Below are 13,043 nucleotides of genomic sequence, written 5' to 3' on the forward strand. Positions count from 1 at the left end.
ATAATCTCCCTAATCCTTGTGTGTAAAGTATAGACAACACCCTTTTTGCGGAGTGCGTGAGCGATCACAAATACGTACTTCAGTGCAACAAAACTTTACAAATAAGCCTTTGAGTAGCATGAAATTCTAATGGTTCAAAGGCGGTATTATTCAGCTTTTACGTGGCTGCACGCAGAATTTTGTCAACCGACGCGGCAGACAGTACACTACGCGCCAGTCTTAGCACTTTCAGGAACAAAAACGTGACGATTAAACTGATTGTCGGCCTGGCCAACCCCGGCGCGGAATATGCGGCCACCCGCCATAATGCGGGCGCATGGTATGTCGATCTGCTGGCCGAGCGGTTGCGCGCTCCCCTGCGTGAAGAACCTAAATTCTACGGGTTTACCTCACGCATTAACCTGGCCGGAGCCGATGTGCGTCTGCTGGTGCCGACCACGTTTATGAATTTAAGCGGTAAGGCCGTTGCCGCAATGGCGACCTTTTATCGCATCAACCCGGATGAAATCCTGGTGGCGCACGACGAACTGGATCTGCCGCCGGGCGTGGCTAAATTCAAACTGGGCGGCGGCCACGGCGGGCATAACGGCCTGAAAGACATCATCAGCAAACTGGGCAATAACCCCAGCTTCCACCGCTTACGCGTGGGGATTGGCCATCCGGGCGATAAAAACAAAGTTGTCGGTTTTGTCCTCGGTAAACCCCCGGTTTCCGAGCAGAAACTGATCGACGAAGCGGTAGACGAAGCGGCGCGTTGCACCGAGATCTGGCTGCAGGATGGCTTAACCAAAGCCACTAACCGTCTTCACGCTTTCAAAGCGCAATAACCGGCGCGAAACGCCTTTTTTGCCCCGCAGGCTGCGGCTTACGTGTATAATAGGCGTAGTTTTTTACTTTTCTTCGACTCGTTAATGTTAACGCGTTGAATATCAAGATATTAAGGTGATTCAGAAATGGGATTCAAATGCGGTATCGTTGGTCTGCCTAACGTTGGCAAATCCACCCTGTTTAACGCGCTGACTAAAGCGGGCATCGAAGCGGCGAACTTCCCGTTCTGTACCATCGAGCCAAACACCGGTGTCGTACCCATGCCCGATCCGCGTCTGGATCAGCTTGCCGAGATCGTAAAACCGCAGCGTATTCTGCCGACCACCATGGAGTTTGTGGACATCGCAGGCCTGGTAAAAGGCGCATCCAAAGGTGAAGGCTTGGGTAACCAGTTCCTGACCAACATCCGTGAAACCGAAGCCATCGGCCACGTTGTGCGCTGCTTCGAGAACGACAACATTATCCACGTGAACAACAAAGTGGATCCGGCTGACGATATTGAAGTTATCAACACCGAGCTGGCGCTGTCTGACCTCGACACCTGCGAGCGCGCCCTGCACCGCGTGCAGAAGAAAGCCAAAGGCGGCGATAAAGACGCGAAAGCTGAACAGGCTGCGCTGGAAAAATGTCTGCCACAGCTCGAAAACGCAGGTATGCTGCGCGCGCTGAAAAACCTGACCGAAGAAGACAAAGCGGCGATCAAATACCTGAGCTTCCTGACCCTGAAGCCAACCATGTATATCGCCAACGTCAACGAAGACGGTTTTGAAAACAACCCGTACCTCGACAAAGTACGCGAAATCGCGGCGGCGGAAGGTTCTGTTGTGGTGGCCGTGTGTGCTGCTGTCGAGTCTGATATTGCCGAACTGGACGATGCCGACCGTGAAGAGTTCATGGCCGAACTGGGTCTGGAAGAGCCTGGCCTGAACCGTGTGATCCGCGCCGGTTATGAGCTGCTGAACCTGCAGACCTACTTCACCGCAGGCGTGAAAGAAGTGCGTGCATGGACCATCCCTGTCGGTGCGACCGCTCCACAGGCTGCGGGCAAGATCCACACCGACTTTGAGAAAGGCTTTATCCGTGCCCAGACTATCGCGTTTGAAGACTTCATCACCTACAAAGGTGAGCAAGGCGCGAAAGAAGCCGGCAAGATGCGTGCAGAAGGGAAAGACTACATCGTTAAAGATGGCGATGTGATGAACTTCCTGTTTAACGTCTAAGCGCCACCGACTGCGCTACACCATTTAATAAAAATCCACGCTACGACGTGGATTTTTTATGTGTGTAATTCCTTTGATTGTCGTCAGGCCCTGCCCGGTCATGCCTCCGCTAAAAACACCTCAACGCCAAATGACGACAGGGGGTATTGATGCCCCTTGCGCTCCGCCCTCAATAGCGGTTTAAGCGCCCGGTTCTCTTCAGCCAGATCAAGCGTCACCGTCCGATCGCTATAGTTCTGCACAACGATGTACGACTGCCCTTCACGCTGCCTTGCCGTGGCCACAACCCCTTCCGGCAGTTGCAGGCTGGTGCAGGCTGCAAGGCCATGATGATCCGCCACCGTCCGGTAGAAATCCTGCAGGCAATCCGCATCGGTTCTGGCCGCCAGATAATACGCCTGCCCGTTGCCGTACCGGTTACAGGTGATAGCTGGCCTGCACGCATAAAAGTCCTGCTGGTAAACCGCCAGTACGTCTGCCGTTTCGGCGTGAATGAGATCGCACAGCTCCCGGCATACATAGCCCCGCGACGGGCTGGCCCAGTTGGACGCGGTGATGTCGATATGATTGGTTTCACCGTCATACAGGCTGTCGATCTCTTCCGACCATATGCCCAGAACCTGGCGCAGCGGGCCGGGGAAACCGGTGGTGAAGCACAGGTCGTCCGGGTTGACGATCCCCGTCCAGTAGGTGGCAATAAACACCCCGCCCTCCGCCACAAAGTGGTTAACGCGTTCGGCGAAGGCTTCATCCACCATATAGAGCATCGGAGCGATCAGCACCCGATAAGCGCTGAGATCTGACTGCTGAGAAACGATATCCACCGGGATACTCTGCTGCCACAGGGCCTGGTAATGCTGCTGCACTGTCTCTTCAAACTTGATGCCGCCATTGCGCGGCCCGGCAGCATCATTGACCGCCCAGCGGTTGTCCCAGTCATAGACCAGCGCCACCTCTGCCTGATAACCGGCCCCCGCAAGGTGCGCGATTTTTTCCAGCGCAGCGCCGACCTGCTTCACGTCCTGTCCGACGCGGGTATTGAGATGACCGACGTGATCCACCACCGCCCCGTGTAATTTCTCGACCGAGCCGCGGCTTTTGCGCCACTGGAAATACTGCACCGAGTCCGAGCCGTGGGCCACCGCCTGCATCGCCGACAAGAGATGCATCCCCGGTTTTTTCAGCTTGCTGATCGGCTGCCAGTTGGTGGTCCCCGGCGTGGACTCCATCAGCAGGAACGGCAGTCCGGATTTCAGGCTGCGCATCAGGTCGAAGGTGAACGCCGTGTAAGCGGCAATGTCCTGCTGATCGCGCGTCTTATGCCACTGCGGGTAGCTGTCCCAGGAGATGAAATCGACCTCCCGGGCGAGGCGCCAGTAATCGTAATCATAAAAGTCGCCGTGGAAGTTGGTGGTAGCAGGAAGTCTCGGGTTATAGGCTTTAACCGCCTGAATCTCATGGCGGCAAAACAGGGCAACCTGCTCGCTCACAAAACGTCGCCAGTCGATATTCAGGGCATGAACTGACTGTTCTCCCTTTGGTCCAGGGGAATGGATCTGGCTCCAGGCTGAATATTCGTGGCTCCAGAATGAACTCCACCAACGCTGGTTCAGGTTCTCCAGGGTCTGATATTTGTTCTTCAGCCAGTCGCGGAACGCGTGCTGGCACGTATCGCAGTGGCACTCGCCGCCATATTCATTGGAGATATGCCAGGCCAGCACGGCAGGATGGTGCGCGTAGCGTTGTGCCAGTTGCTGGTTAATGTTTTTAGTCAGACGTAAATAGTCGGGTGACGATGGACAGTGATTATGTCGTTCACCGTGCAGGTTTTTCGTCAGATCGCTATTGGTGCGCAAAACCGCCGGGTATTTTTCCGATACCCAAGCGGGCTTAGCGCCGCTTGGGGTAGCCAGAAATACATATATTCCATTCGAGTACAGTTTATCCAGCACATTATCCAGCCAGTCAAACTGGTACTGGCCTTCTGCAGGTTCCAGTTTCGACCAGCTGAATATCCCCACCGACATGACATTGCATTTTGTCTCTTTCATCATCGCGATATCTTTTTCAAGAATATCAGGTTGGTTAAGCCACTGGTCAGGATTGTAATCCGCCCCGTGTAATAAATTGAGTTGTGGAAATAACCGGCTCATAACCCTCTCCCTTATGCCAGTGACGCTGTGTTTTGCGCATGGTCAATGACCTTGTCTTTTCTGCTGCGCAGCGAAAAGGCTGAGAACAGCGTAAACAGACCTGAAATAACGCCCAGAATGATATAGGTGTTAGCAAAACCAATGGTGTCGTAGAAATGCCCGACCATTGGGGAATAGACCGTAGTGGCGATGGATGCCGCAAACAGCACTAATAAATAGATGGTGGATGACAATTTATGGTCGAAATTTTGAGCAATAAACTTAAATACCGAAATCAGGATCAACGGTTTTTCGATGGCATGCATCATCTTCACCGCCGCAATCCACACCGGCCCCAGCGGCACGGCGGAGCCAAGAATACGCACCGACATAATGGTGCCGGCAATCACCAGCGCCCACTTCGCTCCGACGCGGTTAACAAACCACGGCATCAGCCCCAGGAACAGCGTTTCGCCACAGACCTGGATTGAGGCCAGCGTGCCGTACCATTTATTTCCTTCATCGACACTCGGGAACTGCAATGAGAAATACTGCGCAAATTGCTGGTCGTAAGTGTCATAAATCTGGGTAACGAACAGGGTAAAAATAATCAGCATCCAGAACTGCTTGTCTTTCATCAATTCAAAAACGTGCCCTGCTTTCAACGAAGAGGTCATTTTCTCCTCTTCAAGCGTGACGGTAATTTTCGTCATCATGAAGCAGATCCCGGCTAATACGATGGCAATGCTCGCCAGCCAGAATGAGAGGTTGGGATTGTCGTTAATATTACGGCCGACAATATATGCCGCCGCCGCCCAGCCTAATGAGCCCCACATTCTCACCCGCCCGTATTCGAACGCATAGCGACGAGAGATTTTGTCGATATAGGAATCAATCACCCCGCAGCCGGAGTTAAAAATAACGCCCAGATAGATGCCGCCTAATATTGCCCCTAACCAGAAAGAGCTGACCAGCAAAGGCGCGTAGACATAAATAAAGAACGGCCCAACCGGCAGCAGTAAGGCAATAATCCAGAAGATCAGCGATTTTTTGGTGCCGAATTTATCGGAGATAAAACCAAAGAACGGCTGCATGGTCAGGGCAATAAAGGCATTGATCGCATACAACCACCCCGTCTGGGTCGCACTGATCCCTAAATGCTGTGTCGTCCAGATAACAAAAAAGGCCATCGTCGACGACCAGGCAAACAGGTAGAGAAAATCGAAAATGCTTAAAAGAATGTAGTTCCTTTTACCGGTAACCATATTTTTCTTCCTCAAGAAGGAACAGGATCGGTGCTTCGCTGATTGCTCAGTGAATGGTAAATGTATGACGCTCACATCAATGCGTTACATACAATACCTGACAAATGGCGCGAACAACTCCCGGGTGTGAAAAGTGCAATCAACCTCACAAATCGCAATTTTAAAAGCAGTAAAAGGTGAGCAAGATCGCCAAATTTCACCATGTGAACGTATGACATTTTGATATAATGTCCATTCAGCGCAGCGAAGACGCGTGTATTTTCATCACAAGAAAATAAGGATTGAGAGTGAACAAAAACAGAAATGCGACGCTGGAAGATGTCGCTCGCCAGGCGGGGGTCTCTTACCAGACCGTCTCCCGGGTGCTCAATAAATCGGTGAACGTTGCCGAGAAAACGCGGATCCGCGTCGAGCAAGCGATTGAAGATCTGCGCTACATTCCTAACCGTCTGGCGCAACAGCTTGTCGGTAAACGCACCCAGACACTGGGGTTAATTACCACCTCCCTTGCGCTGCACGCGCCGTCGCAAATCGCCGCCTCCGTGAAAAAGCATGCCCGTGAGGCGGGCTATCAGGTCATGATTTCGATGATTGATGAAGGTGACCCCAGCGCCATTCAGCAGTCGATTAACGATTTTAAATCGCAGTTTATTGATAAAATCCTGATTAACGTCCCGCTGGAAACCGCTGTCGCCCGGCAACTGGCTGAAGATAATACCGATGTCACCTGCCTGTTCCTCGACGTCGCGCCGGACAGCGGCGTGTTTCACGTTATCTTCGATCCGGCAAACGGCACTCAGGAGAGCGTTAAACGCTTATGCGAACTGGGGCATCAAGACATCGCTCTGATGCCCGGCCCGCAAAACTCTGTCGCGGCTAAACTGCGTCTGGCGAACTGGTTAAGCGGCCTGGCATCCTTTAGCAAAACCCCTGCCGCCGTCGTTTACGGAACATGGGATGCACAGAGCGGCCACGACGGTGCGCAGCAACTTATCGACGATCATGTCAAATTTAGCGCCCTACTGGTGGGGAACGATCAGATGGCGCTTGGGGCATTGAGTGCGTTGAACAAGGCGGGAATTGTGGTCCCTCACGACGTTGCCGTTATCGGCTACGATGACAGCTACGAAAGCGCCTTTTTCATACCCTCTCTTACCACAGTGCGCCTGGATCTGGATGCCCAGGGCAAGGAAGCGGTGACCAGAGTACTCGCCGCGACCGAAGAGAGTGTGCCGGACAACTGTATTTTGCCTGCAGAGTTTATTGCACGGGATTCGACCAACGGGTATCGACCGGGATAAGCCATTACGCATGCCACTACTACCGCTCCCTGCAGCATAGTCTGGACGATGCTACGCCACTGGGTACGCAGGACCCGATCGTCCGGGTCCACTTCCTTCTTTTTTTCCTGCTTTTTCAGCTCCCCGCGATGACGCACTTCCTGGCAAATCTGGGCTACAGAACGTCGGCAGGAGAGACAACGTCATCATCAACCCGCAATCGACCCTGCGTAGCAAGCGTGCTAATACGCTCTTCCAGCACTGCAGAAACTTTTGCCGTTGCGCGTCCAAACCCCAACAAACCTAACGAACCTGAAATGGCATCTTCACGGCTCATTGAAAAACCGAGTGTGACCGTTTCGATTAAGGCCTGATCCAACTCTTCGGGGCAAACCCACTCGAACTTACGCTCTGAGCTTCCCAGATGTTCCCGGTTACGCACGGTAATGGGGCGTTCGTCTATGGAATAGATAAAACCGTTGCGCCCGGAGAAAAACCGATGTTGTTGACCGAGCCGAATGGCCTCATCAACGGCATTGGTAATACGCGACCCAGCCCGGGTTACACCAAAAGCTTCCAGAAGTCGACGCGTGACTTCGCTGGTATGGACGGGGGTTTCTACCTCTACGACTGATTGAATCATTCTTGCGAGTTGCACAGGTTTTTCCTGATGTAACTCATTAGTCGATGGCGAAGGTAAAGACGCCTTGATATAGGGCTTACTTACAGGTGTGACAGATTCTTTCGGCGACTCGCCGCGCACTATTTCATGCTTTTGTTCCTGTACTGGTACCGGAATAGAGTCGCGCCCTTCAGCAATCCGGATGCGGGCAGACTCAATCGACGCCACAACGCGATTGATCTCCTGTTGCGGATTGCGGAACCAGTCAGTACTCCAGATACGATGGAAATTCCATCCCAATCCTTCGAGTACGCCCTGGCGAAGACGATCGCGATCGCGCGCCGAGCGGGAGCTATGGTATGACGCACCATCGCACTCAATAGCCAGTACATAACGGCCAGGGTATTGCGGGTCCTTCACTGCGATATCGATAAAATAGCCGGCAGTCCCGACTTGAGGTTCTACCTCGTAGTTCCTCTCGCGCAGCGCCTCTATAACCTCGAGCTCAAACGGCGAATCTGGAGCTTTTCCTGTCTCCCGTGCCACCTCGAGCTCCCCTGTTTCAGCATACTTGAGGAAATTTTTCAATGCCCGCACCCCAAGGCTGGCACCCGCATCAATATCAAGCTCATCGGCTTTAAAATTACAGAATATACGCATTGCCAGTTTGGCACGCGTGATCAAAACGTTGAGCCGTCGATGCCCACCATCCCGGTTTAACGGACCAAACTCTTTCGCAATTCGACCTGATTCATTGCGTCCATATCCAATACTGATGAAGATCTTGTCTCGTTCATCTCCCTGAATATTTTCCAGGTTTTTAACGAAGAAAGGTTCACTGCCTGTGGAAGTGAAAAACGCCTCAGCCTCCGGATTTTGCCGACGCAACATTTCCACTTCGACCTGAATCAAATCACGTTGGGCCACACTAAAAGCAGCCACGCCAAGCGATAATTCTGGAGATTCAATCGCATGCTTCATAACTGCCTGTGCGACAGCTCTTGCCTCACCTTTGTTGGTCCGGGTCCGGCCCCGGTCATAGAGGGCTTCCGGGAGATAATCGAAGCTCACCCCTTTAGCATGAGGATGCTGACCTGCAGAGGGGAAAACCACCAGTTTGCTGTCATAAAATTCGACATTGGAAACCGCGATCAACGACTCGTGACGGCTCCTGTAATGCCAGCGGAGATACCTTTCCTGACTGCCGGATGCCTTGAACATACTCAGGATGCTTTCAATGTCTGCTGTCGCAACATCCTCGTCATCTAATTCGACGTCTCGCCCGAAGAAATCGGTCGGCGGCATCTGGCGAGTATCGCCAACCACGACAACCTGTTTACCGCGCAGGATGGCACCGAATGCGTCAATCGCTTTCACCTGCGAGGCCTCATCGAAGACCACCACGTCGAACTCGAGCTTGCCCGGTGGCAGGAAATTCGCAATCGACATGGGGCTCATCATAAATACAGGCTTGATTTGCTGAATTGCCCGTCCGGCTCTCTCAATCAGTTGTCTGATCGGCATATGCCGGCGTTTCTTGTTTAACTCAGCGCGCAGCACTGACATTTCACCTGGCTGATTGATATTGGGCATTGCTTCCCAAACCTGTCTGGCCAACTGGGTCTGAGCATGATTGAGGGATGCCATATCCAGTGTTCTGAAACGTGTTATCTGATGTTCATGTTTAATACGATCGAACCGCTGCAACGCAGGTTTTTCAGCATAAACCTTCTGAACTAGACCCGAATACCAGGAGAAATCAAGAATCGCAGCAAGCTGCTTTGGTTCGTCAGAAGAGACTGCAATTTCCAGCAACTGATCTAACCTGGCCTGGCGAAACTGCTCTGCGAGCACGTTGAATCGAGCAATATGATAAAGCGCAGCCAGATTTTGATGCCATTGTTGTAAGCGCTCGCCAAGTGCCACTAGCCCCATGTCTCTGACATCTGCTTTGTTGTTTTCCGTCTGCATACCGGTGATCTCAAGGGCACTCCCCAGCGCTTTATTCAGCCCCGAGACATGTTGCTCGATCCCGCTCACTTCATCACCCATTCCGCTTGCATCGGTATCACCCGCTAAAAATGCAAGAATACCCGCCGGGATCTGTCCACTGCCTAAATCATCGTGCAGCCTGATCACCCACGCGCTCAGGCGTTCAAGTACGGCCCAGTCTGTTTTTTGACGTTCCCATTGCGCCCCAAACAGCGCACTTCCTAATGTTTCGTGTTGATCATAAACCCGTTTGTTTTGCTGATACGTTAATACTGAATCCACGAGCTCTAGCATCCCGCTTGATGTTCGCGGTAACTCCCCACGTACTAACCCTTGCAGGCGACCGCGCGCGGCACGGAAGCGTCCTGAAAAAACTTTCCACCATTTGTCACCATATGCCACGACGCTTTGTCTGACCTCGAGCAGATCCTGCTCCCAGGCCGCATCGATTAGCTGGCTTTCGTGCCGATTACGGCAATCGGACATTTGCTGCCCTGCTTCCAGGAGTTCCCGAATGACATCGCGTCTTGCCTGCCATTCACCGGTTGAAAGCTGCACCCCGTCAAGCCGGGGTGCCTCAGCGGCTCTTCGGGCAGCACGGCAGACTACGTCAACATCCGTCAATGTGGCAGGTTGGGTGAGCATAAGTCTTTCAGAAAGTGCGGCCGCTGCCGACTGTAGCGCAGCGAGATGGGAACTGGCTGAGGTTAAAGCATCGTTTGCACTGCTCTGTTCGATGGGTGAAAAGTAGGTTCGATCACTTCCCCAATAGAGACTCTTGTCTGGACGTCCCATCACCTCCAGTTGCAACACCAGTTCATCCACCAGTTCACGTCGTTTCTGGTGCTCAAGATGGCTCCACGTCGCCATGGGTGCAAAAGGGATGATCGGTAATGTGGAATACTCACGTTTAAGTTTTAAATAACGACCGAGCACGTCGACAAGGGTAAACCACTTGCACCGGCGTTGACGCTGACGGCGTCGCAGTATTGATTGAGGCTGTCCTGCAGCTCTTTTAAACTCGCCAGATCGCCTTCGCCGGCATTTGTAAGAGGCTTTCCCTGATCCAGGGTGCGTGCAATCTCTTTAAGTACCGCCTGTTTACCGGACTTGTGGCTATGTAACTCAAGAACCGCATCCCCTAGATGGCTTTCATCGAGGCGACGTTTTACTACCTCCAGCGCCGCCATTTTCTCTGCAACAAATAACACCGTTTTCTTCTGACCAATCAATTCGGCGATGATATTGGTGATGGTCTGTGACTTCCCTGTGCCAGGAGGTCCTTGAATCACAAGGTTCGTCCCTTCACGAACCTCCAGGATCGCCTCTGTCTGGCTACTGTCAGCATCCTTCACAAATCGAACATCGCCAGGTTTGATAACCGAGTCGATATTCACATCTTCCGAATATGCCGCACGCAAGTCGCCGAAACCCAAACCCAGCAAGCGTTTCATCACACCGTTCGCACCGGGCTGTTTATCCTCCGGCCAGCTTTTCGGATCGAGATCCTTGAACATCAAAAACTTGCCAAATGAAAAGAAGCCAAGTGCCATTTCGTTGTTAACGACTTTCCAACGACTTTGCTTAGCGATCACATCGGCGATTTCACCAAAGTAGCGATCCAGACTGCACTCATCGGAAGCAAAGGTATCCTCATCAAACGAGCACAATGACATATCCAGCCCGAAATCCGTTCTGAGCTTGGCGGCCAAAGAGAGGTTTGCCATTAATTCTTCACCTGAAAACGTCAGTTTGAAGGCATCTTTAGCGCCACTGCGTTCAAGGCTCACGGGTAACAACAATAAAGGAGCCTTACGCACTTTCTCAGAGCTATCGGCTTCATACCAATGTAAAAAGCCCAGCGCCAGGAACAGTGTGTTAACACCTTGCTCCTCCATGAAACCTTTCGCATCGTTATGAATTTTCAGTAGCTGAAGGAATAAACGGTCACTTTCCAGCGCGGTTTGCAGGCGTGTATCAACATGACGACGGAGCTTACCCGCCTCATCCTCTTCAGTATTATCCGCAACGCTGGACCAATCGATATCATCCAGGTGATTTAGCAGATCTTCGCGGGTACCGAAATCATCTTCATCATCGACCGCCGTGCTGCCCTTTGCCAGGGCTGTCAGTTTTTTAGGCTCCATTGACGCAAAGGTCATGGTTTTGTTTTGACGATACAGAATGTTAAAAACTTGCTCAGATAGCTCATCAACGATCATTAATGTTTTCGCAGACTTGCGAAAGTTGAGCATGCTGTTGCGCAGCCCAATATCTAACAACTCTTTACGACTGCTCTGTAATTTTTGATTGATATCGGTGTTCATTTAAATCTCTTCAATCATATTTGTTTTATGTCTAAACGTGCCCCACCAGTACTCCCAGACAAGATTTATCTCATCTGTTGTATTATCTGATTCCAGTACATTCCCGATGTAAAACAGGAGGGCGGACATGATAGCTTTGGGGTATTCAGACAGGCTCGATAACAACGTATGAAAATATTTTAAACAACCACATTTCTCTTAACTTTGCGCCATGTCATAGCAGAATGAATTTTGGGTTTCTTTTTAAATATAAATAGATTCGGCGAAAACAATTAATTTTTAAAAATGAACAGTTTCACTAATTAACTGAAAGCTGCTATTAACAATATTTACTCAATTAAAGAACATTTCGAGCCGGTAGAATAAATCAGTTCTAACTGTGGTTACCTGATTATTTAAAGTTGTCATTCACCCGCAGGCTCAGCAAACCCCTTCCTGTACGCCGCAGGCGTCGTCGACAGCTGGTTTCTGTAGTGATGGCGCATCGTCGCCACGCTGCCAAATCCTACCTCCTCCGCAATCCGTTCTATCGACAACCTGCTGTTCTCCAGCAGATCCTGGCTGCGGCTCAGGCGGGTGTGGAGCAACCACTGGGCGGGCGTTTTACCGGTTGTCGCGGCAAAGCGGCGCAAAAAGGTTCTCGGGCTCATCCCGACAAATTTCGCCAGCGACCCGACGGTATGGGGTTCCGCGAGCCTGGCGTGCAGGTAGTCAAACAGCGCGCCAAGGCGATGGCCTTCGTAGGCGACAGGGACAGCCTGCTGAATAAACTGGGCCTGGCCGCCATCGCGATGCGGGGACACCACCAGCCGACGCGCCACGCGGTTGGCCGCGACGCTGCCGTAATCCCGGCGCACCAGGTGCAGGCAGAGATCGATGCCTGCCGCACTACCGGCGGACGTCAGCACATCACCGTTATCGATATACAGCACGTCAGGCATCACCTGAATGGCGGGATAACGCTGCTGCAGCAGGTCGGTGTAACGCCAGTGGGTGGTGGCCCGGCGGTTATCGAGTAATCCTGCGGCGGCCAGCACAAACACCCCGGAACAAATCGACAGGATCCTGGCGCCTCGACGGTGCGCCGCGACAAGCTGTTCGCACAGCGCGGCGGGCACCGGGACATCCGCCCCCCGCCAGCCGGGAACGATGATGGTTCCGGCCTCACTCAGCAGCTCCAGCCCGCCGTCGACCACCAGCCTGAAGCCGCCCGTTGCGCGCAGCTCTCCCGGCTCAACGCCCGCTACCGCAAAGCGATACCAGTTATCACCCATCTCAGGGCGGGCAAGGGCAAAAATCTCAACGGCGATGCCGAATTCAAACGTACAGAGCCCGTCATAGGCCAGCGCAACCACCAGAGGATTATTCATCACTGCA

At 52.4% G+C, this 13,043-nt stretch carries 8 protein-coding genes; 3 read left to right on the plus strand and 5 right to left on the minus strand.

What is annotated here, in order from left to right; translation table 11 throughout:
• Positions 1–242: 242 nt before the first annotated feature.
• Complete coding sequence (gene pth / locus K5I40_RS00760; RefSeq protein ID WP_223073914.1) at positions 243–827, plus strand: aminoacyl-tRNA hydrolase; 585 nt, start codon at positions 243–245, stop codon at positions 825–827.
• 126 nt (positions 828–953) lie between these two features.
• Positions 954–2,048 carry a redox-regulated ATPase YchF gene (gene ychF / locus K5I40_RS00765; protein WP_032611353.1) on the plus strand — a complete coding sequence of 365 codons (1,095 nt, stop codon included), beginning with the start codon at positions 954–956 and terminating at the stop codon, positions 2,046–2,048.
• Between the two features lie 98 nt (positions 2,049–2,146).
• On the opposite strand, the gene K5I40_RS00770 is transcribed toward ychF, so the two are convergent.
• Positions 2,147–4,201, minus strand: coding sequence for a beta-galactosidase (locus K5I40_RS00770; protein WP_223073913.1), 2,055 nt, complete (start codon positions 4,199–4,201; stop codon positions 2,147–2,149).
• 11 nt (positions 4,202–4,212) lie between these two features.
• Positions 4,213–5,445, minus strand: coding sequence for an oligosaccharide MFS transporter (locus K5I40_RS00775; RefSeq protein WP_223073912.1), 1,233 nt, complete (start codon positions 5,443–5,445; stop codon positions 4,213–4,215).
• A gap of 287 nt (positions 5,446–5,732) precedes the next feature.
• On the opposite strand from K5I40_RS00775, the gene K5I40_RS00780 reads away from it, so the two are divergent.
• The gene (locus K5I40_RS00780; protein WP_223073911.1) at positions 5,733–6,746 is read left to right on the plus strand and encodes a LacI family DNA-binding transcriptional regulator; all 1,014 of its coding nucleotides are present in this window, start codon (positions 5,733–5,735) and stop codon (positions 6,744–6,746) included.
• A gap of 154 nt (positions 6,747–6,900) precedes the next feature.
• Here the strand turns inward: K5I40_RS00780 and K5I40_RS00785 are convergent, their stop codons facing one another.
• From K5I40_RS00785 to ftrA, 3 genes are all read right to left on the minus strand, one after another.
• The gene (locus K5I40_RS00785; protein ID WP_251930990.1) at positions 6,901–10,164 is read right to left on the minus strand and encodes a DUF3320 domain-containing protein; all 3,264 of its coding nucleotides are present in this window, start codon (positions 10,162–10,164) and stop codon (positions 6,901–6,903) included.
• Between the two features lie 92 nt (positions 10,165–10,256).
• A complete protein-coding gene (locus K5I40_RS00790; RefSeq protein ID WP_251930991.1) occupies positions 10,257–11,666 on the minus strand; it encodes a DUF4011 domain-containing protein in 1,410 nt (469 codons plus the stop codon).
• Between the two features lie 404 nt (positions 11,667–12,070).
• The gene (ftrA, locus tag K5I40_RS00795; RefSeq protein WP_223073909.1) at positions 12,071–13,036 is read right to left on the minus strand and encodes a transcriptional regulator FtrA; all 966 of its coding nucleotides are present in this window, start codon (positions 13,034–13,036) and stop codon (positions 12,071–12,073) included.
• Positions 13,037–13,043 lie beyond the last annotated feature (7 nt).

It is taken from the genome of Leclercia sp. LTM14 (assembly GCF_023736175.1).
GTDB classification, from domain to species: Bacteria; Pseudomonadota; Gammaproteobacteria; order Enterobacterales; family Enterobacteriaceae; genus Enterobacter; species Enterobacter barmai.

Excerpts from the sequence above, each read along its gene's own strand:
- K5I40_RS00770 (WP_223073913.1), bottom strand. The coding sequence starts at position 4,201 with ATGAGCCGGTTATTTCCACAACTCAATTTATTACACGGGGCGGATTAC.
- ychF (WP_032611353.1), top strand. The coding sequence starts at position 954 with ATGGGATTCAAATGCGGTATCGTTGGTCTGCCTAACGTTGGCAAATCC.
- ftrA (WP_223073909.1), bottom strand. The coding sequence starts at position 13,036 with ATGAATAATCCTCTGGTGGTTGCGCTGGCCTATGACGGGCTCTGTACG.
- K5I40_RS00790 (WP_251930991.1), bottom strand. The coding sequence starts at position 11,666 with ATGAACACCGATATCAATCAAAAATTACAGAGCAGTCGTAAAGAGTTG.
- K5I40_RS00775 (WP_223073912.1), bottom strand. The coding sequence starts at position 5,445 with ATGGTTACCGGTAAAAGGAACTACATTCTTTTAAGCATTTTCGATTTT.